A 23609-nucleotide genomic window follows, 5' to 3' on the forward strand; every position below is an offset into this window, starting at 1 on the left:
CGACGACGGCACGGGGCTGTGGGGCAGGCCGCAGGCGTCGCGCCTCCCGATCCGCGCCTCTGCACGTCAGTTGAGCAGCCGGAAATACGCCCCCTGCCGGGCGGCGAGGGCGTCGTGGCTGCCGGTCTCGACGATGCGCCCGCCATCCATCACCACGATGCGGTCGGCGTGCCGGATCGTCTCGAGCCGGTGCGCGATGATCAGCGTGGTGCGCCCGACCGCCAGCCGCGCCAGTGCCGCCTGAACCTCGCGCTCGGTCGAGCGGTCGAGCGCCGAGGTCGCCTCGTCGAGCAGCAGGATCGGCGGGTTGCGCAGGAAGACTCGCGCAATCGCGACCCGCTGGCGCTGCCCGCCGGAGAGCATCACGCCGCGCTCGCCCACCATCGCGTCGAGACCGCCCGGCAGGCTCTCGACCAGCGCCCCGAGCTGGGCGTCGCGCACCGCCTCGAGGATCTCGTCGTCGCTGGCGCCGAGCCGGCCATAGGCGATGTTCTCGCGCAGGGTTCCGGCGAACAGGAACACGTCCTGCGACACCAGCCCCACCTGCCGGCGCAGGCTCTCGAGCGTCATCGAGGCCAGAGGCCGCCCGTCGATGCGGATCTCGCCGGCGGTGGGCTCGTAGAAGCGCGGCACCAGCGCCATCATCGTCGTTTTGCCGGCCCCCGAGGGCCCGACCAGCGCCACGGTCTCGCCGGGCTGCACCGTGAGCGACACGCCGTGCAGCACCCCGCGCGCGCCGTCATAGGTGAATTCGACATCGTCGAAGGTGATCTCGCCGCGCAACGCGGGCGCCTTGCGCGCCTCGGGGGCGTCTGCGATCTCGGGGTGCTGGTCCAGCAGCTCGAGATAGCGGCGGAAGCCCGCGATGCCGCGGGGATAGAGTTCGATCACCGCCGCGATCTTCTCGAGCGGGCGGAAGAACACGCCTACCAGAAGCAGGAAGGCGACGTAATCGCCAGTGCTCATCGCGCCCTCGAAGACGAAGCCCGCCCCGGCCACCATCACCACCACCTGAACCAGCCGCATTCCAGAGTATTGCAGCGCGCTCAGTGCCGCCATGATGCGGTAGGCCTCGAGCTTGGTGGTGCGGTAGCGGGCGTTGTCTTCTGCGAAGAGCGCGCGCTCATGCGCCTCGTTGGTGAAGGCCTGCACCACGCGGATGCCGCCGATGCTCTCTTCGAGCCGTACGTTGAAGGCGCCCACGCGGCGATAGATCGCCTGCCACGTCCGGGTCATTCGCCCGCCATAGACCGCCAGAAGCCAACCCATCGCGGGCACGATCACCAGCGTCATCAGCGCCAGCGGCGGGTGCAGCCAGAGCATCAGCCCGAAGGCGCCGGCAAAAGTCATGATCGCGATGAAGAGATCCTCGGGGCCGTGATGCGCGACCTCGCCGATCTCTTCGAGATCGCGGGTCACGCGGGCGACCAGCTTGCCGGTCTCGGCCCGGTCGAACCAGCCCCAGCCAAGCCGGGTGAGGTGGCCGAAGGCGCGAGCACGCATCTCGGTCTCGATATTGATGCCGAGCATGTGGCCCCAGTAGGTCACCACCAGCATCAGCCCGGCATTGACGATGTAGACGCAGACCAGCGCCACCGAGGCCAGCACGATCAGCCCCCAGTCGCCGCCCGGCAGCAGGTGGTCGATGAAGCCCGCGATGGCCAGCGGGAAGGCCAGCTCGAGCAGGCCGGACAGCACCGCCGAGCCGAAATCGAGCCAGAAGAGCCGCATGTGCGGGCGGTAGTAGTCGAAGAACTGTCGAAGCATCTCGGGGCCTTAAACGGGAAGGGCGACGGGGCATCCATCGGCGCGGGTCATGACCTCCATGCGCGCGCCATAGATGTCATGAAGACGGTCCGGCGTCATCAGATCGCCGGGGGCGCCCTCAAAAACCAGCCGCCCGGATTTGAGCGCGACGATATGGTCGCAGTAGCGCGCCGCCATGTTGAGATCGTGCAGTACCACCACCACCGAGCGCTCGCGCGCGTGGCAAAGGCTCTGCACCAGCGTGAGAACCTCGACCTGATGCGCGATGTCGAGCGCAGAGATCGGCTCGTCGAGCAGCAGCGTGCCGGCCGCCTGCGCGATCAGCATGGCGAGCCACGCCCGCTGCGCCTCGCCGCCCGAGAGCGTGTCGACGCGGCGCTCGGCAAGGCTCGCCAGCCCGCAGGCGGCGATGGCGGCGTCGGTGGCGGTGCGGTCCTCCGGGCCGGGACGGCCAAGCGCGCCGTGCCACGGATAGCGCCCGAGCGCGGCCAGCTCGCGCACGCTCAGCCCCTCGGCGGCGGGCGGATGCTGGGGCAGGTAGGCGAGATGGCGGGCGAGGGCCTTCGCCGGCCATTCGGACAGCGGGCGCCCGGCGAACGCGATGGTGCCTCGCGTGGGCCGGCTTTGGCGTGACAGCAGCTTCAGCAGGGTCGATTTGCCCGAGCCGTTGTGCCCGATCAGCCCGGTGACCTTGCCAGGCGGCAGGCACAGGTCGAGCCCGTGCAGCAGGGTGCGACCGGGCACGGTCAGGGTGACGTCGGACAGGGTGTAGAGCGCGGTCATGTTGGGCGCCTCAGCATCAGCCAGATTAGCCAGGGCGTGCCGAGAAGCGACGCGAAGAGGCCGAGCGTCAGGTCATAGGGAAAGCTCGCCATGCGGGCGCCGAAATCGGCGGCGAGCATGAGGGCCGCGCCGAGGCCGGCACTGCCAAGCAGGTGCGGCACCGCCTGCGCCAGCCCGATGCGTCGCGCGAGGTGCGGGGCCATCAGACCGACGAAGCTCAGCGGCCCGACGAGCACGGTGGCGGCGCCGGTGGCCAGAGCGGCCAGAGCGACGACGCCGAGGGTGGCGCCGCGCAGCGGCAGGCCGAGCGCGCGGGCGACCTCGGGGCCGAGCGGCAGGATGGTGAGCCACCGCGCCATCAGCACCGCCGCCGCGCAGGCAAGGGCGAGCAGGGCGACCAGCAGCGCCGCGCCGGACGCCGTGAGCGCCGAGGCCGAGCCCGACAGCCACGCCAGCACGGCAAAGCTCTTCATCGTGCCGGCGGCCATCAGGATCGACAGCAGCGCCGTCGCGAGAGACGAGACCGCGACGCCGGCGAGGAGCAGGCGCTCGGGGCGCGCATCGCGGCCCAGCACCACGCCGGTGAGCACCGCCATCGACAGCGCCCCGCCAAGCGCCGCGCCGCCGCTCAGCGCGAGCGCCGAGGGCGTGGCGGCGAGGAACAGCACCCCGGCATAGCCGATCGCGGCACCGCCCGAGACGCCCAGAACCTCCGGCGAGGCCAGCGGGTTGGCCGTCAGCCGTTGCAGCGCGGCCCCGGCCAGCGCCAGCAGGCCCCCGGCGGCAGCGGCTCCGGCGAGCCGTGGCAGGCGGTTCGGCAGGAACAGGGCGAGGCTGTCGCGGTCGAGCAGGCTCCAGCCCTCGGGCGTGCGCCCGAGCATCAGCAGCAGGCCCAGCAGCACGAACGTGATAAGCGCGATCAGCAACACGCGCCGCAGCGGGCGCGCGGCACGCGGAAGCTGCGCGTCGGGCGCGGGGGGCGGCGTGGCGCGCAGGCGCGGCAGCAGCCACAGCAGCAGCGGGCCACCGATCAGGCCGGTGACGGCGCCGGTCGGGAACATCTCGGCACCGTGACCGGCGGCGGTCAGCACCAGCCCATCGACCAGCGACAGCAGCGCTGCGCCGGTGAGCGGCGCCAGCGCGAGCATCTGCCCCGGGCGGCGCGCCCCCAGCGCGCGGGCCAGCGCCGGCGCGGCAAGGCCCACGAAGGCCACCAGCCCCACCGCGGCAGACACGCTCGCCGCCAGCACGCAGGCCAGCGTCACCGCCAGCGCCCGGACCCGGCCCACCGACAGGCCGAGCGAGCGGGCGCTTTCGGCCTCGAGCCCGAGCACCGACAGCGGCCGCACCATCAGCGCCGCCAGCCCGCCGCCAAGCGCCAGCACCAGCGCGAGGCTCAGCACCGGCCCCCAGCTTGTCTGCACCAGCGAGCCCCCGGTCCAGACCACCAGCGAGAACAGGTACTGCCCCTGCGCCAGTGTCAGCGCGCCCGCGAGCGAGGAGGCAAAGAGCGACACCAGCATCCCCGCGATCACCATGGTCACCGGGTGGAAGCCGCGCAGCGCCCCCATCCCCATGACCAGCGCCGCCGCCGCGAAAGCGCCCGCCAGTGCCACCGGCGCTCGTCCCCAGCCGAGCAAGCCGGGCGACAGCACCGTCACCGCGACCAGTGCGAGCTGCGCGCCGGACGAGATGCCAAGCGTCGAGGGGTCGGCGATCGGGTTGCGCAGCACCACCTGCAACAGCGCCCCCGAGAGGCCGAGGCACGCCCCCGCCACCAGCGCCATCGCCCCGCGTGGCATGTGGCCGTAGAGCATGAGCAACTCGTCAAGGCTCAGCGCGTCGGGCGCGATGCGTCCCGGCACCCCGGCGGGCGCGGCCAGGGCCCAGAGCAGGGCCGAGAGCAGGAGGGCGAGCGGCAGGACGAGCTTCACGCCATGCGCTCCAGCGCCTCGGTGGCAAGCCGGGCAAAGCGCAGCGCCGCGGGCACCGCGCCGAACGGGTTGACCGGCGGGAGGACCTCGAACCGGCCCGCGGCCACCGGTTCGAGCCGGTTCCACAGCACCGAACGCCGCAGTCCGGGTCTGGCCTCTGGCGGGATCTCTCCGACCGACAGGATGCCCGCCTCGGGACGGGCGGCGAGCCGCTCGAGCGGGGTGGGCGCGGCAAAGCTGAACTCGGTGGGCGCGGTCCATGCGTTCTCGAGGCCAAGCAGGGCTGCGACATTGCCGAACATGCTGTCCGGCCCGAAGGCGCGGAAGTGCCGCGCGTCGCCGATCTGGACGATATAGACCGGGCGCGCGCGCAGCGGCGCCAGCCGGGCGCGCAGGGCGTCGAGCGTCTCCATCGCTTCGCGCTCCGCTGCGCGCGCCGCATCCTCGCGGCCCAGCCGCTCGGCCAGCGCGGTCATCCCGGCGACGGCCAGCGGGAAGGGCGGGGCGCCCGTGTAGACCGCGTGCGAGAACACCGGCCCGATCGCCGCGAGCCGCGGCGCGATCTGGGCGTACCACGGTGAGGTCAGGATCAGCGACGGGCGGGTGAGCTGCAACAGCTCGAAATTCGGCGACCCGCGCAGGCCGAGATCGGTGACGCCCTCGGGCAGCTCCGGCTCGATGGCGTCGGCGCGGAAGCGGATCAGCTCGCAGGCCGCGACCGGTGTCACCCCGAGCGCCAGCGCCGTCTCGAGCATCGCCCAGTCGATCGCCGCCACACGCGCCTCTCCACCAGCCGCAAGACCGGGGGTCGCCGCGAGGGCCAGCGACGACAAAGCGCCGCGCAGGACCGCGCGGCGCTTCAGGGGTATTGCGCGCGGGCTCACCACTTCCAGGTCAGGCGGGCCTGAACGGTGCGTCCGTCGCCATAGTAGCAGCCGAAGCCGCCGCAATTGGCGACATAAGCCTCGTCGAACAGGTTCGACACGTTGACCGACATGCCGAGATCCTCGGTGAGCGCGTAGGAGGCCTGAAGGTCGACCAGCGTCACGTCCTCGAGATCGTAGCTGTTGGCCGCATCGCCGTAGCGCTCGCCGATGTAGCGCACGCCCCCGCCGAGCTGCAGCCCGTCGAGCGCGCTGGCCGAGGCGAACTCGTAGTTCAGCCACAGGCTCGCGTTGTGCGTGGGCGCGTTTTCCAGCGCGTTGCCAGCATTGTCGCCGCTCAGAACCTTGGTGTCGTTCCAGCTGTACTGGCCGCGGATGTTCCATCCCTGTGCCAGATCGGCGGAGCCTTCAAGCTCGATCCCGCGCGACAGCACCTCGCCCTCCTGCCTGTAATCGCCGATGCCGTTCGCGTCGGTATAGGCCGAGCGCACGTTCTCCTGACGGAGGTTGTAGACCGCCGCCGAGAAGAAGCCGTCGAAGCCGAGCGGCTGGTATTTGACCCCCGCCTCCCACTGCCGCCCGCGGGTCGGCTCGAAGGCGCTGCCGCTGTTGTCGGTGCCGATCTCGGGATCGAACGAGGTGGCATAGCTCAGGTATGGCGCGAGGCCGTTGTCGAAGACATAGGAGAGGCCGGCGCGGCCGGTGGTGGCCTCCTCGTCCTGACCCACGTCCGAGGGATTGCCATTGACCCATGTGGTGCCGGTCTGGCTGGTCCAGTCGTGGCGCAGCGCGAGGCTGGCGCGCCAGTTGCCGAGCGACATCTCGTCCTGCGCGTAGAGGCCGATCTGCTCGAGCGTCAGGTCGTCCGCCGAGACAAACGACGCATCGCCGAGATTGGCGCCATCATAGTCTGGGTCAGAATAGCTGATCGGGTCCGCGGAAAGGAAGCTGCTTCCGCTCTCGACCCCGTAGCGCCGGGCATCAAGGCCGACGACCAGCCGGTGCGCCACGGCACCGGTGTCGAAATACCCGTTGAGGCGCAGGTCGATGTTCTGGGTGTAGCTGTCCTCGGAGGTGTCGTTGGCGCCTCGGCTGATGGTATCACCATCCCCGTCGAGGCCGCTCACATAGAAGCCGGTATAGTCCCAGTCGAATTTCTGGTAGCGGAAATTCGCATCGATCGACCAGTCGGCGGTGAACTCGTGATGCGCCGAGAACCCGAGGTTCAGCATCTCGCGCTCGCTGTCGTCATCGCTCGGATCGCCGGCGTAGAAGCTGCGCAGATCGTCGTCATCGACCTCGCCGACAAGGCCGTAGGGCACGCCTGCGGGGGTGATCGGGCTGTCCTTCAGCCACGAGCCGAGGAACTCGATCTGGGTGGCGGCGGTGGGCGCCCAGCGGGTGGCGAGGCCGAGATACTTGCGCTCGTTGGTCAGCTCCTCAACGTCTTCCTCGCTGTCGCGGGCCACTGCGGTGACACGGGCGGCGAAGGTGTCCGAGAAGGCGTGGTTGTAATCGACGAAGCCCTCAGTCGCTTTGGGGTCACCGACGCCCACGCCAAGCTCGCCGAAGCTCAGGAACTGCGCGCGCTTCTGGATCTGGTTGATCACGCCGCCGGGAATGCCGGCGCCGTAAAGCGCCGAGGACGGGCCCTTGAGCACCTCGACCCGCTCGAGCGAATAGATCTCGAAGGCCGGAGCGCCAAGATCGCGGATCAGGCGCAGCCCGTTCAGATACTGGGCGTCGGCACCGTTGAAGCCACGAATGGTCGGCGCATCGAAGCGCGGGTCGGTGCCGTAGGGCTGCGCCGTCAGGCCGGCGGTGTAGCCCAGCGTGTCGCCGAGGGTGGTGGCGCCCTGATCCTCGATCTGCTCGCCGGTGATCACCGAGACGGACTGCTGCGTCTCGAGGATCGGCGTGCCGGTCTTGGTGGCGGTGGCGGCGGTTGTGGCGACGTAGCCGGGCACCGGGTCGGAGGGATCGGCAGAGCCGTCGACAACCAGCGTGCCGAGGTCGTAGAGGTCGGCGGTCGATTGCGCCGTGGCGGCGGTGGCCAGCGCTAGAAGGCTTGCGCCCGCGGCGAGGGCGGCACGATGGGGAAGGGTCATGTCACTGTCCGGAGGATTGTTGGTATTTCCCGATCAATTATCTCGGATATTGCCGGCCCGCTTGTACCCGACCGGCGGGCTTTGAAGCATCCGGGACAAATCTGCGCCGCCGCCATTCTCCGGGGGTTTCGCCGGTCTGCGCCCGGAACGCCCGTGTGAGGTGCGCCTGATCGGAAAAGCCGCAGGCGGCGGCGATCTCGGCAAGGCTGAGCTTTGCGTCGGGCATCATCGCCGCGGCGGCGTCGAGTCGGAGCGCCATCAGCCATTTCTGCGGCGTCTGCCCGCGGCTGGTGCGAAAGCCGCGGGTCAGCCAGCTTTCCGACAGCCCCGCCACCTCGGCCAGCTCGGCGCTGGTGATGCGCCGGTGCAGCGCCGCGCGGGCGTGGCTCTCGAGCCGCCGCAGCAGATGCGGGGGCAGACCGCCGCGCCCGTACCCGGGGGCGGGCGGGCCGAGATCGAGCACCTCCGACAGCAGCGCCGAGAGCAGGCCGTCGCTCGCGATATCGGGGCGGCCCGGGCGCTCGACCTCGTCCGCGATCATCGAGGCAAGCGTCGCGATGCGGGGCGTGGTGCGGGCGAGGCGGGGCCGTGCCAGCGCCTCGCGCGGCTGATCGCGCAGGCGCTGCTGCAGTGGGCCCGCGTCGAGATGCAGGTCGAGATGGGCGTACTCTCCGCCGGTCTCGAAGCGGCTCCAGAGCGGCACATGCGCCGGCACGTACATCACCGAGACATCACCCTGCCACGGGCTGGCATCGTCGGTGCGCAGCCGGAGACCCTCGCCACCGCCGAGGAACACCACCAGCCGCGGGTCCGGGGCGCTGTAGAACCCGCCTCCACCGGCCTCGCCGCGCACGTGCCACACATCCGCGATCACCCCCGGCCAGCGCCGCCAGCTGAGCGGGCGCAGCGTGCGGATGGCACGGGTTTCGGCGGTCATGCGGGGCATGAAGGTCATCGGGGAACGCTCGGCATAGAAGGGCGGAGGACAGCCTGGCGGGCCGTCCTCCGGCTTGCTGAGCGCCGCCTAACTCGCATTTCTGACAGGATTAGTCAATTAAGCGGAGCGGTGCGCCGAACCGCAGGTGCTTTGGGCCTTTGCAACAGGCACCGCGCGGGGGTTCATCGAATAAGCATTCCACGCCGCGCGGAGCGCGTCGCGCCCGAGCGCCCATGCGACGCGCTTCTGTCAGGGGAGCGGCGCAGCGTGCGGTCTTCTTATCGTCAGGGCCGTGTCCCGCTGCCAGGCTCGCGCCGAGTCACCCTGACCCATGTGGCCCGCGCCGAGGGCCGCGCGAGCTCGCGCCAGACAGATCCGCCGGTTCGGGAGGCAGGGGGCAAAACCGGACGGCGGGCAGAGCCCCCGCGCCGGCTCACCCGGCGGCGCGCGTCAGCATCCCAAAGAGATCGCGCGGGTCGTCGGGGTCGGCCAGCATGTCGAGCGGTTCGGCGAACTCGGTGCCGCGCACCTTGTCGCGGACGTAGCGCAGGGCCGAGAAATCCTCGATCGCGAAGCCCACGCTGTCGAACAGCGTGATCTGCTTTGCGTCCCGCCGCCCCGGCGCCTCGCCCCGCATCACCTGCCAGAGCTCGGTGACCGGGTGATCCGCGTCGAGCGCCTGGATCTCGCCCTCGATCCGGGTCTGCTCGGGGTATTCGACGAAGATGTCGGCTCGCAGCAGGATATCGCGGTGCAGCTCCGTCTTGCCGGGGCAGTCGCCGCCGATGGCGTTGATGTGCTGCCCGGCGCCGACCATGTTGTCGGTGAGGATGGTGGCGTACTGCTTGTCTGCGGTGCAGGTGGTGATGACCTGCGCGCCCTCCACGGCCTCCTGCCCCGAGCCGCAGCGCGTCACCTCGAAGCCCTGCGCGGTGAGGTTGCGGCTGGCTTTCTCGACGGCCTTCGGGTCGAGGTCGTAGAGCCGCAGCCGGTTGATGCCGCAGAGCGCGCGGAACGCCATGGCCTGGAACTCGCATTGCGCGCCGCAGCCGATCATCGCCATGACGCTGGCATCCTTCGGCGCGAGATGGCGCGCCACCAGCGCCGAGGTCGCCGCCGTGCGCAGCGCGGTCAGCACCGTCATCTCGCTCAGCAGCACCGGGTAGCCGGTGGCGACCTCCGAGAGCACGCCGAACGCGGTCACCGTCTGATGGCCGGTGCGGGTGTTCTTGGGGTGGCCGTTGACGTACTTGAAGCCGTAAAGTGCGTTGTCGGCGGTCGGCATCAGCTCGATCACGCCGCCGGGCACGTGCGAGGCGACGCGCGGCGTCTTGTCGAATTCGGGCCAGCGTTTGAAATCGGCCTCGATGTGGTGCGCGAGTTCGGTGAGGAAGGTCTCGATGCCGACATGGTGCACGAGGCGCATCATGTTCTCGACCGAGACGAAGGGCACGTAGGCCAGATCCGAGGGGGCGGGCTTGGCGGTGTCGGCGGTCATCAATAGGCACTCCGGGTCATGCGGTCCATGACGCGGCGGCCGAACAGGCTCGCGGTCAGGTCGCACATCAGCTTGGCGGTCTTGCCGCGCTCGTCGAGGAAGGGGTTCAGCTCGACCAGATCGAGCGAGCTGACCAGCTCGCTGTCGCAGAGCGTTTCCATGATCAGGTGCGCCTCGCGGAAGGTGGCGCCGCCGGGCACGGTGGTGCCCACCGCGGGGGCGATGGAGGGGTCGAGGAAATCCACGTCGAAGGAGACGTGCAGCATCCCATTGGCCGCGCGGACGCGGGAGAGGAAACGGCGCAGCGGCTCGAGCACGCCGGTCTCGTCGATGGCGCGCATGTCGTGCACCTCGACGCCCAGCTCGCGGATGCGGATCTGCTCGGCCGCATCGACCGAGCGGATGCCCATCATGCAGATGTTGGCCGGGTCGACCGGCGCGGCGGGCAGGGCCGGGTAGGCCTCGCAGCCCGGCTGGCCGGTGAAGTAGCCCACCGGCGTGCCGTGCAGGTTGCCGCTTTCGCTGGTGTCGAGGGTATGAAGGTCCGGGTGCGCGTCGAGCCAGAGCACGAAGAGCGGGCGGCCTGCCTCCTGCGCGCGGCGCGCCATGGCGGGCACGGTGCCCGCCGCCATCGAGTGATCGCCGCCCATGAAGATCGGCAGGTCGCAGGCGGCGCCCGCCTCATAGGCGGCCTCGTGCAGCGCGGCGAGCCAGGCCGAGGTTTCGGCAAGGTGATGCAGCGCGGGGTTGGCGTGCGGCTGCGGCCCCTGCGGGGGGATGCTCGCATCGCCCCGGTCCGCGACCTCCCAGCCAAGCCCGGCGAGGCCCTCGGCAAGGCCCGCGGTGCGCAGGCTGGCGGGCCCCATGATGCAGCCGCGCTGCGAGGCGCCGGTCTCGATGGGGGCTCCGAGCAGGGCACAGGTTCCGGGCATGTCGTTCGTCCTTTGCGCAAATTGGTCAGGTTTTAGGGCACTGTCCCACGACCCGTTGACTTTTCTGACCAAATTTATGATCAGTTCCCCAGTTAATCTGGTCAAGATGGGCAGTATATCTTGCAAAATGATCAGGCATCGGCGCACACGCCAACTCTTTCGGCGTCGGATCAGGCGCTGATCTCGGCGCTGCGCGACGACGCGCGCCGCTCGGTCACCGAGCTGGCCCATATCACCGGCCTGTCCCGCACTACCGTGCGCACGCGGCTCGACCAGCTGGTGCGCTCCGGTCGCATCCGGCGCTTCACCATCGAAACCGACGTCGATGTCGAGGGCGAGGTCCGCGCCATCACCATGGTCGAGCTTCAGGGGCAGATGTCGCATCAGGTGATCCGGGCGCTGGCGAAGATCCCCGGCGTGACGACGATCTGGTCGACCAACGGCGCGTGGGATCTGGTGGTCGACATCCGCACCGGCAGTCTCGTGGCGTTCGACACCGTCCTGCGCGAGATCCGGGGCGTGCCGGGGGTGGTGAATTCGGAGAGCAGCCTGCTGCTGGCGCACGCCGCCGGCATGGGCCGCCGCTGAGGTCGGTAAATGGCTGTCCGACAGGATGCAGAGCGCCCTGCAACGCCGCGACATCGCTGCAGGATCGCGGTTCCGCGCGCCGTCGAAGAGGGGCCGGACGGGGCCTTGAGCCCTGTCGCGCCGTCCTGCACAGCGCAGGGTTGCGGTGCTGTCGGAGCCACAACGAAAGGCTGCTCTCCGGTCCGATTTTGCAGCGTTGACCTCGGGTATCGCAGGGCGCAAGCCGCTTTGCTTGTGCCTTTCGCGCGCTAGAATTCCTTTCACTACGATCTTTTGGCGCGGCCAGCGACCGCCCGACAGACCCATGCGAGAGGAAGGATCTCTTATGAGCCCACCCATCGATTTCAAGCTGCGCCGCCGAACCCTGTTGGCCGGAACCGCCGCCGCTGCGGCCTTCGCGTCGGTCCCTCGTGGCGAGGCCGCGGCCCAGACGCAAAGCAAGCCCGCCGGGCCCGAAACCACCACCGTCACGCTCAACGTCAACGGAGAGGCGCGCAAGCTGACCGTCGACAACCGCACCACGCTGCTCGACGCGCTGCGCGAGCATCTGAAACTGACCGGCACCAAGAAGGGCTGCGATCACGGCCAGTGCGGCGCCTGCACCTGCACGGTCAACGGCGAGCGCATCAACTCGTGCCTGAGCCTTGCGGTGATGCACGATGGCGACGAGGTCCAGACCATCGAGGGCATCGGCCAGCCCGAGAGCATGGACCCGATGCAGGCGGCCTTCGTCGAGCATGACGGCTTCCAGTGCGGCTATTGCACGCCGGGACAGATCCAGTCGGCCCGCAAGGTCATCGAGGAGATCCGCGCCGGCATCCCCTCCCACGTCACCGGCGACCTGACCGCCGAGATCGCCATCACCGACGCCGAGATCCGCGAGCGCATGTCGGGCAACATCTGCCGCTGCGGCGCCTATGCCAACATCCTCGCGGCAATCACCCAGGTTGCGGAGGAAAGCGCATGAGGGCCTTCTCCTACGAAAAACCCGCCGATCCCGCCGCTGCCGCGGCGCGGGCCGCCGAGGTCGAGGGCGCCAAGTTCCTCGCCGGGGGCACCAACCTGCTCGACCTGATGAAGCTCGAGATCGAGACGCCCGTGCACGTGATCGACGTCAATGGGCTTGGCCTCGACGAGATCACCGAGACCGAGGAGGGCGGGCTGCGCATCGGCACGCTGGTGACCAACACCGCGCTCTCGGCCGACAGCCGCATCCGCCGCGACTATCCGCTGCTGACCCGCGCCATCGCCGCCGGTGCGACCGGCCAGCTGCGCAACAAGGCGACCACCGGCGGCAACCTGCTGCAGCGCACCCGGTGCCCGTATTTCTACGACACCAACATGCCCTGCAACAAGCGCAAGCCCGGCTCGGGATGCGGCGCGCTCACCGAAGGCGCGTTCTCGCGTCAGCTTGGCGTCATCGGCACCTCGGACGCCTGCATCGCGACGCACCCTTCGGACATGGCCGTGGCGATGCGCGCGCTCGACGCGGTGGTCGAGACGGTGACCCCTGCCGGCATGACCCGCGAGATCCCGATCGAGGAGTTCCACCTGCTTCCGGGCGACACGCCCGAGCAGGAAACCGCGCTGATGCCGGGCGAGCTGATCACCCATGTGCGGCTGCCCGCGCCGGTGGGCGGCACGCAGGAATATCACAAGGTTCGCGACCGTGCCTCCTATGCCTTCGCGCTGGTCTCGGTGGCGCTGGTCCGTCAGTCCGACGGGTCGGGCCGCGTGGCGCTTGGCGGCGTCGCACCGAAACCGTGGCGCTCGGACGCCGCGGATAAGGAGCTGCCCAACGGTGCCTCTGCGGTGATGTCGGTGCTGCTCGACGGCGCCCGCCCCACCGAGGAGAACGCCTTCAAGATCACCCTCGCCGAGCGCACGCTCGCCGCCATGCTCAAGGAGGCCTGAGATGAAGTTCACCCAACCGGTCGACAGCAATCTCTTCGACGACGCCAAGGTCGTGGGCAAGCCGATGCAGCGCATCGACGGCCCGCTCAAGGTCACCGGCACCGCGCCCTACGCATATGAGCGCAACGACGCGGCGCCGGACGCGCTCTATGGCTACCCGCTCGGGGCCGCCATCGGGCACGGCCGCATCACCCGCATGGATGCCGAGGCCGCGCGCAGCGCGCCCGGCGTGCGCGCCGTGGTCACCACGCTCGAGATCGACCCGCTCGAGAAAGGCATCAACAACGTTGCCCGCCTGTTCGGCGGCGCCGAGGTGCAGCATTACCATCAGGCCATCGCGGTGGTCGTGGCGGACACGTTCGAGCAGGCGCGCGCGGCGAGCGCCCTGATCGAGGTCGACTACGAGGAGGGCACGCCCGCCGATCTCGATCTCGACGCGGCCTTCGAGCGGATGCAGGGCACCGGCGAGCCCGACACGCTGGTGGGCGATGTCGAGGCCGCCTTCCGCGATGCCCCCCACGTCATCGACCAGATGTATCATACGCCCGCCGAGAGCCACACGATGATGGAGCCCCACGCCTCCACCGTCGACTGGTCCGATGGCGAGGACATGACAGTGTGGACCTCAAACCAGATGATCAACGTGAACCTCAAGTCGATCGCCGCCACCTTCGGCATCGACCGTGAGCGCATCCGGGTGGAAAGCCCCTATGTGGGCGGCGGGTTCGGGTCCAAGCTCTGGCTGCGCGCCGACGCGGTGCTGGCGGCGCTCGGCTCGCGCGCCGCGGGCGTGCCGGTGAAGCTGGCGCTGCCGCGTCCGATGGTGATGAACAACACCACCCACCGCTCGGCCACCGTGCAGCGCATTCGTCTCGCCGCCCGCGCGGACGGCCACCTCACCGGCATCTGGCACGAGGCCGCGGCCTATTGCCTGCCCGGCGGTCGGGGCGAGAACCCCACCGCGCAGACCCCGATCTTCTATGCCGGCGACACCCGTCGCGTGAAGAACCACGTGGTCGACATGCCGCTGCCCGAAACCGCCGACATGCGCGCTCCGGGCGAGGCCTCGGGCCTGATGGCGCTCGAGATCGCCATGGACGAGATGGCCGAGGCGCTCGACATGGACCCGGTGCAGTTCCGCATCATCAACGACACGCAGGTGGACCCCGCCAACCCCGACATCCCGTTCAGCGACCGGCATTTCGTCGAATGCCTCGAGCGCGGGGCCGAGGCCTTTGGCTGGTCGAAGCGCAACACCACCCCCGGTGAACAGCGCGACGGCGACTGGCTGATCGGACACGGCGTGGCCGGGGCCTACCGCGGCGCGCTGGTGCTGCCCTCGGGCGCGCGGGCGATCCTCGATGGCGGCAAGCTGATCATCGAGACCGACATGACCGATATCGGCACCGGCTCCTACACCATCCTCGCGCAGACCGCCGCCGAGACCATGGGGATGGACGTGGCAGACGTCGAGATGCGTCTGGCCAACAGCGCCTTCCCGGCCTCGTCCGGCTCTGGCGGGCAGTTCGGCGCCCCGAGCTCAGCCTCGGGCGTCTATGCCGCCTGCATGGCGTTGCGCGACAAGATCGCCGGCAATCTCGGCATCGAGGACGCCTCGTTCAACGGCGGACGCGTTACCGGCGGCGACACCGACATGGCGCTCTCGGAGATCAACGAGGAGGTCTCGACGGAGGACGCGATCCAGTGGGGCGACTTCCAGAAGGACTATGCCATGGGCACCTTCGGGGCGCATTTCGTCGAGGTGGGCGTGCACGCCTATACCGGCGAAACCCGCGTGCGGCGAATGCTCGCGGTCTGCGATGCGGGCCGCATCATCAACCCGATCACCGCGCGCAGCCAGGTCATCGGCGGCATGGTGATGGGCGTCGGCGCGGCGCTCTCCGAGGACATGGCGCTCGACCGGGGCCGGGGCTTCTTTGCCAATCACGACATGGCCAATTACGAGGTCGCCGTCCATGCCGATATCCCCGAGCAGGAGGTGATCTTCCTCGATACGCTCGACGGGGTGGCGACGCCGCTGAAGGCCAAGGGCGTCGGTGAGCTGGGCCTCTGCGGGGTCGCGGCGGCGATTGCCAACGGCCTCTACAATGCCACCGGCATCCGGGTCCGCGACTACCCTCTGACCATGGACAAGTTCATCGACCGCCTCCCGGCGATCTGAGCCGGATTAGATGACTTCGGCGGGGCGCCTCTTGAAAGGGGCGCCCCGTCGCGTTTCGCCGGGGGCGGGACCTGCGGCTTGGTTGGCCGTGAGTCTGTGAGGGCCAGCCCCGGCTTGCCGCCCGGCATTCTGCCGCTGCTGCCGCGACGCATCTCCAAACCCACCGCGCATCGAACCGTGAGGCCGTCCACAGACCGCTGAAAGGAGATGCCATTCTGTGTCTTCCTCGCAGCGCCCTCGGCGCGCATCTTTCGACGGCTTCCTGACGACCAAGCGGCCAACTGTCGCGGTTTGCGCCAGTATCCCGCCCGTCGACCTCCGGACTGTCCCACCCTCCTTCAGTGCACAAATCACGAGGCTGCCCCTATGCGGCACGCGCTGTCTCGGTTCCGGCGCGGTGCAAGTTCGGCCTGCCACGCACCCTTCTCCTCCGACACGAGACCCTCTCGAGACTGTGAGCCAATGCGCTTGCAGCGCTTTCCAGAACCTTGTAACGCATCTCCGACAAAAACACTCAGTAAAGTGGTCCTCGACATGATGAACATCTCGACCCTTGCCCTCACAGCCACCGCGCTGGTCCTCTCGGTCGCCTCGGCGCAGGCGGAGACGACCTACCCGCTGACGATCGAGAACTGCGGCCAGTCGGTGACTTTCGAGAAGGCGCCGCAAAATGCCGTGGCGCTTGGTCAGAACAGCGCCGAGATCATGCTGATGCTGGGGCTCGAGGACCGCATGGCGGCGACGGCCTTCTGGCCGAACGATGTGCTGCCCGAACTGGCCGAGGCCAATGACGAGGTGGAGCTTCTGACGGTCGAGTTCCCGACCCTCGAGTCGGTGCTGTCGAAGCAGCCGGATTTTGTCGCGGCCATGCTGGTGACGCTTCTCGGGCCGGACAGCAAGGTCGCCAAGCGCGAGGATTTCGAGCGCCTCGGCATTCCCACCTACCTGTCGCCGAGCGCCTGTTCGGTCACCGAGGTGTCCACCGACATCTACGGCGCCCGCGACGAGCTCTGGACCATGGATCAGCTCTACAAGGAGATCGATGACATGGCCCGGATCTTCGACGTCGCCGAGCGCGGCGAGGCGGTGATCGCGGACCTGAAGGGGCGCGAGGCGGCCCTGCGGGAGCGCTTCGAGGATCGCGAGGACCTGACCTTCCTGTTCTGGTTCTCGAGCCCCTCGCCCGAGGACGACGCCTACCTCGCGGGTGGCAACGGGCCCTCGACCTACATCGCCGACCTGCTGGGCGGGTCGAACGCCGTGAAGGCCGAATCGGAATGGCCGACCCTCGGCTGGGAAGGCATCATGGCCACCGACCCGACGGTGATCGTCGCGGCGCAGGTCGACCGTGAGCGCTGGAGCCTCGACGAGGCGGAGAACAAGATCGCGTTCCTGGAATCCGATCCCATCGTCAGCCAGATGGAGGCGGTGCAGAAGGGCCGCATCGTGGTGATGCCGGGTGCGGCGACGAATGCCAGCATCCAGACGCTGTACGGGGCCGAGATCGTGGCCGAGCAGATCGACGCGCTCGACCTGTCGGAATGAGCGTGGGCGTCCAGGACGGCAGCGGGGTGCGGCTCGCGCTTCTGACGCTGGTCTCGGCGGTGGTTCTGGTCTTCGCCATCGGCGTGGCCACCGCCATCGGCGACTACACGATCGGGCTGGGCAACGTGTTCCTCGCGATCGGCAACGGCCTTGGCCTGACCGGGGCCGAGCTGCCGCCGATCGAGGAGAGCGTGGTCTGGGACCTGCGGCTCAGCCGGGCGCTGGTGGCGGCGCTGGCCGGGGCGGGGCTGGCGCTGTGCGGGGCGATCCTGCAAGCGCTGCTGCGCAACCCGCTGGCCGAGCCCTTCGTGCTGGGGATCTCGGCGGGCGCCTCGACCGGGGGCGTCTGCGTCATCGTGCTGGGCCTCGGCGCGGGCAGCCTGTCGCTGTCGGCAGGCGCCTTTGCGGGCGCCTTTGCCGCCTTCGGCCTCGTGGCGCTGCTGTCGAACGGTGCGACCAGCGGGCCCAACCACACGATCCTCGCGGGCGTCGCCGCATCGCAGCTCTTCAACGCGCTGACCTCCTACATCGTGACGACCTCGGGCAATGCCGAGCAGGCGCGCAACGTCATGTTCTGGCTTCTGGGCAGCTTCGGTGGCGTGCGCTGGCCCGATTTCCACCTGCTGCTGGTGGTGGTGCCGATGGGGCTCGCGATCTGCATCTACCTGGCGCGCGCGCTCGACGCGTTCACCTTCGGGGACGAGGACGCCGCCGCGCTCGGGGTGCCGGTGGCGCGCATCCGGTTGGCACTGTTCGCGGTGACGGCGGTGATGACGGCGACGATCGTCAGCATGGTCGGCGCCATCGGCTTCGTCGGCCTCGTTGTGCCGCACGCGGCGCGCTACGTGGTGGGGCCGATGCACATGCGGCTTCTGCCCGCCTGTGCCGCCATCGGGGCGCTCTTCATGGTCGTCGCCGACATCGTCTCGCGGGTGATCGTGGCGCAGCAGACCATCCCCATCGGGGTCGTCACGGCGCTGGTCGGCGTGCCCTTCTTCGCGATCATTCTCTACCGCGCGAGGCCCCAGACATGAGCATCGTCGCCGAGAACCTGAGCTGGGGCGTGCGGCGACGGACCATCGTGTCCGACGTCTCGCTGAGCGTCGCGCCGGGAGAGACCCTTGGCCTCATCGGTCCCAACGGCTCGGGCAAGTCGTCGCTGCTGCGGCTTCTGGCCGGGCTGAAGCGCCCGGCCTCGGGCCGCGTCGAGATCAACGGCGAGGACATCGCAGCGGTGCCGCGCAAGACGCTGTCGCGGCAGGTGGCCTTCGTGCAGCAAAGCGCCGCCACCGACACCAACGTGTCGGTGAGCGATGTGGTGCGGCTTGGACGAACACCGCACCGCTCTGCGCTGGCGGGGTGGTCCGAAGGCGACGAGGCCGCGGTGCGCGATGCGCTCGAGCGCGTCGGCATGACGTCGCGCCGCAAGCAGGCGTGGCAGACGCTCTCCGGCGGGGAGCGGCAGCGCGTGCACATCGCGCGGGCGCTCGCGCAGGCCCCTCAGGTGATGTTCCTCGACGAGCCGACCAACCATCTCGACATCCATCACCAGATCGAGATCCTCCGCATGGTGCGCGACCTCGACCTGACCAGCGTGATCGCGCTGCATGACCTCAATCTGGCAGCGATGTATTGCGACCGGATCGTGGTGCTGCATGGCGGGCGCATCCACGCCTGCGGCTCGCCCGCAGAGGTGCTGACCCCGCGGCTTCTGAAGGACGTGTTCCGCGTCTTTGCCCATGTCGAGGCGACCGCCGACGCCGCGCGGCCGCATATCCGGTTCAGCGCAGACTGACTCTCACGCCCATGCACCGGCCCCGCAGGCGGTCCCGTCAATGACGGGACGGCGCGCGAAAAATTGCGACAACCCGCGACAGCCGGCCCCGGGAAGCGGCCGCCCGACAGGCCGGCGTCACCCGCCCCGCCAGCCTCTGCCGGGGATCGCGATGTCACCTCCCTCAGGGCGCGAGCAGCAGAAGCTCCGCGGTGATGCAGATTCGGTTCGCCCCGGACTGAAGGGTGCCGCTCAGGGGCACCCCATCGAACCCGACCGAACTGGCCTCGAGCCTCACCGCGCCATCCGAGATCTGCCCGTCGTGCAGCAGCACCTCGGTGGCATAGCTGTCCTGCGCGGCGCCCTCGAAGCGGGTGGCGATCAGGCTGCCGATGCCTTCGATCCGTGCCCCCGGCATAGCGCGGGCGGCCTCGGCGAGCAGGGCGTGGGGGTCTTCGTTCGGCGCCAGCTTGCAGAGCAGGGCATTGGGCTCGCGCTTCGGGCGCCCGTGCGGCACCGGAGTGAACAGGTCAAAGCCGGTCTCCGCGTCGGGGCGCACCTCGAAGCGCGCGCCGCTCAGGCCCCAGCCCTCGGCCACGACCGTCTCTGCCAGCACCGAGTCCGGCGCAAGCAGATGCCCCATGCGGCAAACGCCATCCTCGCCTGCCCAGAGGCCATGGCAATGGAGGAAGGGCGCGCCGTCCTTCCGTCCCAGATGCAGACCGGCCTCGATCAGCCGGCCCGGTTGCAGAACATGCGTGGCGCTGTACCACGCGGCGCGCCCATCGCCCGGCGCGGGGGTCGGGATGACGTAGGCCAGCCGCGCAAGCTCGGCGGCTGGCAGGCGCAGATAGGCCGCCTCGAAGCCCGCCTTCGCGGCGGCATCGACGATCGCCCGGTCAAGCGGGATCCCGGCCTCGAGCGACAGGGTAACCGGCTCGGCGTAGCAGGGCAGCGAGACGGCCCGCGCCTTCGCGCGCGGACCGGGATGGCTTAGGGGCGGCGGCAGGCTCATCCCGCGGGCGCCGCCTCGGGCAGATCGCCGCGCGCCGTCAGCTCCTCGCGGATCAGCTTCTTGGTGATCTTGCCATAGGCGCTCTTGGGCATCTCGTCCCAGAAGACCACGTGGCGCGGCATCTTGTAGCGCGCGACCTTCGGCCCGAGCCAGACCAGAAGCTCCTGCGCCTGCACGCCCTCGCCGCGCGGCACGCAGACCGCGACGCCGATCTCGCCCCAGACCGGGTCGGGCACGCCAAGCACCGCGACCTCCGAGATGCCGGGGTGTTGCAGGATCTTCTCCTCGATCTCGCGCGGGTAGATGTTCGAGCCGCCCGAGATGTACATGTCCGAGGCGCGCCCGGTCAGGTAAAAGAACCCGTCCGCGTCCATGTGACCGAGGTCGCCGGTCAGGAACCAGCCGTTGCGGAAACTCTTGGCGTTGGCCTCGGGGTTGTCGAAATAGCCCGCGAAGACCGCCGGGCCGATCACCGCGATCTCGCCGGTCTCACCCGGTGCGACCTCTGCGCCCTCGGCGTTCTGGATCTGCACCTGCATCCCCGTCCGGGCAAACCCGCACGAGCCGATGCGCATCGCCCCGTCGTCGGTGGAATGAAGCGCCGGTGGCAGCACGGTGATGTTGCCGGTGACCTCGCCAAGGCCGAAATACTGCACCAGCTTCGGGCCCAGAACCTCGAGCGCGCGCACCTGATCGGCGCGGTACATCGGGGCACCGGCATAGATCATGTAGCGCAGGCTGGAATGGTCATGCGCGTGCACCGAGGGGTGCTCGACCAGCAGCTTGACGATGGTGGGCACGGTGAAGAGGTTGCTCACCTTCCAGCGCGCCACCAGCCGCCAGATCTCGTCGGGGTCGAACTTGGCCCCGGCGGGCAAGATCGTCTTCACCCCGTGCGCCACCTGCGCAAGCTGGTGGATGCCCGCGCCATGCGATAGTGGCGCGACCACGACCGAGGCGTCCTCGGGCCCGGTGCCGGGCATCAGGTCGCACAGGTGGTTGGTCACCACGAAGGCCATCTGCCCGTGCGTCAGCACCGCCGCCTTGGGCCGCCCGGTGGTGCCGGAGGTGAAGAAGAACCAGCAGGGATGGTCGCGCCGGACCTCGGCCACCGCGGGGTGCTCGCCGAGATGCGCGGCAACGAGCGCCTCATAGCTCTCACCCAGCCCCTCGCCGATGCCGATGACGAACTCGAGCCCGTCGCAGGCGGCGGCGTGGTCGGGAAACTCGGCGCCGCAGAGCAGCCCCTTGGCCTGCGCGCTTTGCGCCTGATAGGCGAGGTCGTCGGGCGACTGGCGGTAGTTGGCCGGCACCCAGATCGCCCCGAGACGCCAGCAGGCGAACATCGCCTCGAACATCTGGTTGTTGTTGGCCGACTGCACCAGCAGCCGGTCGCCCTTGCCCAGCCAGAAGCGCTGCGACAGGGCAGCGGCGAAGGCGCTCGAGCGCGCCTCCATCTCGGCCCAGCTCCAGCTCTGCTCGCCCCAGACGAAGCCGATTTCGTCCGGATGCCGGCGGGCGCTCTCGGTGAGGAAATGCGACAGGTTCATCACCCGGGTCGAGACCGGTGCCAGCCCGGCGGAAAGGTCGATCGCGCCGGGCTGGCTCATTTCACCCGCTCCAGGATCGAGACGTAGTTGGTCACCGCGGCACCGCCCATGTTGAACACGCCGGCGAACTCGGCGCCGGGGATCTGCATGTCGCCGGCCTCATCTGCCAGTTGCATCGCCGCCATCACGTGCATCGACACGCCGGTGGCGCCGATCGGGTGGCCCTTGGATTTCAGCCCGCCCGAGGCGTTCACCGGCAGCTTGCCGTCCTTGGCGGTGATGCCGTCGCGGATGACGCGCCCGCCCTCGCCGCGCTCGGCGAGGCCCATGGCCTCGTATTCCAGCATCTCGGCGATGGTGAAGCAGTCATGCGTCTCGACCAGCGACAGGTCGTCGAGGCCAAGCCCCGAGGCCTCGAAGGCCTGCGCCCACGCGCGGCGGGCGCCGGCGAATTCCAGCACGTCGCGGCGCGACAGCGCCATGATCTCGTTGACGTGGCTGCGGGCGCGGAAGGCGATGGCGCGGCGCATCTCGGCCGCGGTCTCGGCATCGGCCAGCACCAGCACCGCCGCGCCATCCGAGACCAGCGAGCAGTCGGTGCGGCGCAGCGGACCGGCGACGATGGGGTTCTTCTCGGAGACGGTGTTGCAGAAGGCGGTGCCGAAATCCTTGCGCATATGCGCCAGCGGGTTGGCCATGCCGTTGGAGTGGTTCTTGGCGGCGATCATCGCCAGCTCTTCGCTCTTGTCGCCGTAGCGCTGGAAGTAGCTGCCGGCGATCTTGCCGAAGAGCCCGGCAAAGCCACCGCTGATGTCGGCCTCTTCCTTGCAGTAGCTGGCCCCGAGAAGGATGTCGCCGACCTCCGCCGTGGGCGTGGCGCTCATCTTCTCGGCGCCCACGACCAGCGCGATGCGGCCCCGTCCGGCGGCGATGAAGTCCATCGCGCCGTGCAGCGCCGCCGAGCCGGTGGCGCAGGCATTCTCGTAGCGCGTGGCGGGTGTGTGGGCGAAGCGTTCGTCGCCCATCGCCACGAGGGCCCCCTGGAAGTCCTGCTGCGAAAAGCCGTTGTTGAACACGCCGGTGAAGATGCCGTCGACATCCTCGGGGGTGATGCCGGCATGATCGAGCGCTTCGGCCACGGCGGCGGCCATCAGGCTCTCGGTGTCGGGGTGCTCGGATTTGCCGAACGGCGTGTGGCCCCAGCCGACGATCTGCGGATCTTGCATTCTGTCCTCCTCAGGTGCGGGTTGGCGCGGCGTGGAGCCGGGCCAGGATTGTCTCGATGCTGCGCGCGCCGGCCTGCAACTGCGCCACCAGCGCGTCGCGGCGGGGCGGTTGCATCCGGCTCTCGACCGCTGCCAGCGACAGCGCCCCGGCAAGGCTGCCATCGGGGCGGCGCAGCGCCACCCCAAGGCCCCATGAATCGGGCATCACGAGGCCGGGGTTGAGCGCGAAGCCGCTGTCACGGGTCTGCGCCACGCGGGCGCGGATCTCGTCCGGTTGCAGCAGCAGGTAATCGGCGGCGAGCCGTGCGGCGTTGAGCTCGAGCATGGCCTCGACCTCGTCGTCGGGCAGCGCGGCGAGCATGGCGAGCGAGCCGGCGCCCACCCCGAGCGGATGCATCCGCCCGGCAAGCAGCGCGTAGCTGCGAATCGGATAGGTGCCGTCTTCGCGATGCAGGCAAAGCGCCGAGGCGCCGCGCGGCACCGACAGGAAGGCGGCGTCGCCGGTCTCCTGCGCCAGCCGCTTGAGGGTCTCGAGCGACAGCTCCAGCAGGCCGTGCCGGCGGGCCGCGAAGGTGCCGAGGACATAGGCCTCTTCACCAAGGTAGTAGCGGCGGCTCTCGGGATTCTGCTCGACCATGCCGTTGCGCATCAGCGCCAGCAGGAGGCGGCGCAGGGTGGACTTGTTGAGCCCGCTCCGGGCGACCAGCTCGGTGAGGCTGGCGCCGTCCTCGGTCTGCCGTCCGACCATGCCCAAGAGCGCCAGCGCGCGATCGACGCTCTGGCTTCCTGCAGGGCCGGGCGCTGTGCCCTCCGTCGACTTTTGTTCCACATTATGGACCAGCTTGAGAGACCTTTCCGGCGATGTGTATCGAAAGTTTCGCAATACCTATTTGCTTCATTCCCAATATTGCAAGTTCTTGTTGCGCGTGGCAATGAAGGCATTCCACGATATGGACGCCGCGGGGGCAGGGA

The 23609-nt window shown here is 69.5% G+C and carries 19 protein-coding genes; 7 read left to right on the forward strand and 12 right to left on the reverse strand.

Annotated elements, in window-relative coordinates; all coding sequences use genetic code 11:
- Positions 1-66 precede the first annotated feature (66 nt).
- From LCM15_RS12110 to rocF, 8 genes are all read right to left on the reverse strand, one after another.
- A complete protein-coding gene (locus LCM15_RS12110; protein WP_224856736.1) occupies positions 67-1767 on the reverse strand; it encodes an ABC transporter ATP-binding protein in 1701 nt (566 codons plus the stop codon).
- Between the two features lie 9 nt (positions 1768-1776).
- Positions 1777-2550 (reverse strand): ABC transporter ATP-binding protein, encoded by a 774-nt coding sequence (locus tag LCM15_RS12115; RefSeq protein WP_224856738.1) that lies wholly within the window; start codon positions 2548-2550, stop codon positions 1777-1779.
- On the reverse strand, positions 2547-4484 hold the full coding sequence (gene fhuB, locus LCM15_RS12120) for a Fe(3+)-hydroxamate ABC transporter permease FhuB (protein WP_224856739.1): 1938 nt from the start codon (positions 4482-4484) through the stop codon (positions 2547-2549). Before fhuB ends, LCM15_RS12115 begins: the two co-directional genes overlap by 4 nt.
- A complete protein-coding gene (locus LCM15_RS12125) occupies positions 4481-5260 on the reverse strand; it encodes an ABC transporter substrate-binding protein (protein ID WP_224856740.1) in 780 nt (259 codons plus the stop codon). The genes fhuB and LCM15_RS12125 overlap by 4 nt, the downstream gene beginning before the upstream one ends.
- A gap of 104 nt (positions 5261-5364) precedes the next feature.
- Positions 5365-7476, reverse strand: a complete 2112-nt coding sequence (locus LCM15_RS12130; protein WP_224856741.1) for a TonB-dependent siderophore receptor — start codon at positions 7474-7476, stop codon at positions 5365-5367.
- A gap of 37 nt (positions 7477-7513) precedes the next feature.
- On the reverse strand, positions 7514-8431 hold the full coding sequence (locus tag LCM15_RS12135) for a helix-turn-helix domain-containing protein (protein WP_224856742.1): 918 nt from the start codon (positions 8429-8431) through the stop codon (positions 7514-7516).
- A gap of 415 nt (positions 8432-8846) precedes the next feature.
- Entirely contained in the window at positions 8847-9911 is a 1065-nt protein-coding gene (locus tag LCM15_RS12140; protein WP_224856744.1) for an ornithine cyclodeaminase, read from the reverse strand.
- Positions 9911-10843: an arginase gene (rocF, locus tag LCM15_RS12145; protein WP_224856746.1), complete on the reverse strand. Its 933-nt coding sequence runs from the start codon at positions 10841-10843 to the stop codon at positions 9911-9913. The genes LCM15_RS12140 and rocF overlap by 1 nt, the downstream gene beginning before the upstream one ends.
- Before the next feature lie 120 nt (positions 10844-10963).
- Here rocF and LCM15_RS12150 point away from each other — a divergent pair, with 120 nt between their 5' ends.
- From LCM15_RS12150 to LCM15_RS12180, 7 genes are all read left to right on the forward strand, one after another.
- Entirely contained in the window at positions 10964-11431 is a 468-nt protein-coding gene (locus LCM15_RS12150; protein ID WP_224856748.1) for an Lrp/AsnC family transcriptional regulator, read from the forward strand.
- A 325-nt stretch (positions 11432-11756) separates the two neighbouring features.
- Entirely contained in the window at positions 11757-12398 is a 642-nt protein-coding gene (gene paoA / locus LCM15_RS12155) for an aldehyde dehydrogenase iron-sulfur subunit PaoA (RefSeq protein WP_224856750.1), read from the forward strand.
- Positions 12395-13345, forward strand: coding sequence for an FAD binding domain-containing protein (locus tag LCM15_RS12160; protein WP_224856752.1), 951 nt, complete (start codon positions 12395-12397; stop codon positions 13343-13345). Before paoA ends, LCM15_RS12160 begins: the two co-directional genes overlap by 4 nt.
- Before the next feature lies 1 nt (position 13346).
- Positions 13347-15527: a xanthine dehydrogenase family protein molybdopterin-binding subunit gene (locus LCM15_RS12165; protein WP_224856754.1), complete on the forward strand. Its 2181-nt coding sequence runs from the start codon at positions 13347-13349 to the stop codon at positions 15525-15527.
- Between the two features lie 534 nt (positions 15528-16061).
- Positions 16062-17072 (forward strand): ABC transporter substrate-binding protein, encoded by a 1011-nt coding sequence (locus tag LCM15_RS12170; protein ID WP_224856756.1) that lies wholly within the window; start codon positions 16062-16064, stop codon positions 17070-17072.
- Entirely contained in the window at positions 17069-18106 is a 1038-nt protein-coding gene (locus LCM15_RS12175; protein WP_224856758.1) for a FecCD family ABC transporter permease, read from the forward strand. Before LCM15_RS12170 ends, LCM15_RS12175 begins: the two co-directional genes overlap by 4 nt.
- Positions 18103-18867, forward strand: coding sequence for an ABC transporter ATP-binding protein (locus tag LCM15_RS12180; RefSeq protein WP_224856760.1), 765 nt, complete (start codon positions 18103-18105; stop codon positions 18865-18867). Before LCM15_RS12175 ends, LCM15_RS12180 begins: the two co-directional genes overlap by 4 nt.
- Positions 18868-19030: 163 nt before the next feature.
- Here LCM15_RS12180 and LCM15_RS12185 read toward each other — a convergent pair whose 3' ends face one another.
- The 4 genes from LCM15_RS12185 to LCM15_RS12200 are packed head-to-tail and all read right to left on the reverse strand — an operon-like array spanning position 19031 to position 23466.
- On the reverse strand, positions 19031-19861 hold the full coding sequence (locus LCM15_RS12185; protein ID WP_224856762.1) for a hypothetical protein: 831 nt from the start codon (positions 19859-19861) through the stop codon (positions 19031-19033).
- Positions 19858-21471 (reverse strand): acyl-CoA synthetase, encoded by a 1614-nt coding sequence (locus LCM15_RS12190; RefSeq protein ID WP_224856764.1) that lies wholly within the window; start codon positions 21469-21471, stop codon positions 19858-19860. The genes LCM15_RS12185 and LCM15_RS12190 overlap by 4 nt, the downstream gene beginning before the upstream one ends.
- Positions 21468-22637 carry an acetyl-CoA acetyltransferase gene (locus tag LCM15_RS12195; protein WP_224856766.1) on the reverse strand — a complete coding sequence of 390 codons (1170 nt, stop codon included), beginning with the start codon at positions 22635-22637 and terminating at the stop codon, positions 21468-21470. The genes LCM15_RS12190 and LCM15_RS12195 overlap by 4 nt, the downstream gene beginning before the upstream one ends.
- Before the next feature lie 10 nt (positions 22638-22647).
- Positions 22648-23466: an IclR family transcriptional regulator gene (locus LCM15_RS12200; RefSeq protein ID WP_224856768.1), complete on the reverse strand. Its 819-nt coding sequence runs from the start codon at positions 23464-23466 to the stop codon at positions 22648-22650.
- Positions 23467-23609 lie beyond the last annotated feature (143 nt).

It is taken from the genome of Salipiger bermudensis (assembly GCF_020171625.1).
Classification (GTDB): Bacteria; Pseudomonadota; Alphaproteobacteria; order Rhodobacterales; family Rhodobacteraceae; genus Salipiger; species Salipiger bermudensis_B.